We start from the raw sequence: 750 nt of genomic DNA on the forward strand, positions 1-750 counted from the left end.
GCCCAGGGCATGCAGAACAAGGAGATCGCCGACCAACTCGGTATTGGGCGAGTGCAGGTGGTGCGATGGCGCAAGCGCTATTTGGCCTCTGGGCTGGCGGGTATCGAGCACGACTTGCCGCGCGGCGCGCCGCCGGTGAAGGTGGACGTGGCGCGATTGGTGGACCTGACCACTCAAACCAAGCCCGAGGCGGCCACGCACTGGAGCACGCGCAAGATGGGCGCCGTTCTGGGCGTCAGCGCCAGCACGGTCATGCGGCATTGGCAGGCGCATGGCTTGAAGCCGCATCTGGTGCGCACCTTCAAGGCCTCGCGTGATCCGGAGTTCGTCGAGAAGCTTGAAGACATCGTGGGCCTGTACATGTCGCCGCCCGAGCACGCGCTGGTGCTGTGCTGCGACGAGAAGAGCCAAGTGCAGGCACTGGACCGTACCCAACCGGGATTGCCGCTGAAGAAGGGGCGTGCAGCAACGATGACGCACGACTACAAGCGCAACGGCACGACCACGCTGTTCGCCGCGCTCAACGTACTCGATGGTCAAGTCATCGGCCAGTGCCAGCAGCGCCACACCCATGCCGAGTGGCTCAAGTTCCTGAAGAAGATCGACCGCGAGACACCCAAGGGCAAGACCCTGCACCTGATCGCCGACAACTACGCCACGCACAAACACCCGACGGTGCAGGAGTGGCTGGCCAAGCATCCGCGCTTCAACATGCACTTCACGCCCACCTCGGCGTCGTGGCTGAACATG

General features: G+C 64.0%; 1 protein-coding gene. It reads left to right on the forward strand.

Features of this window, described 5'->3' with window-relative positions; translation table 11 throughout:
* Nucleotides 1-750: IS630 family transposase (locus tag IE083_RS15705; protein ID WP_189354969.1), on the forward strand; the 750-nt coding region annotated here is incomplete at both ends.

The organism is Vogesella fluminis (assembly GCF_014652335.1).
GTDB classification, from domain to species: domain Bacteria; phylum Pseudomonadota; class Gammaproteobacteria; order Burkholderiales; family Chromobacteriaceae; genus Vogesella; species Vogesella fluminis.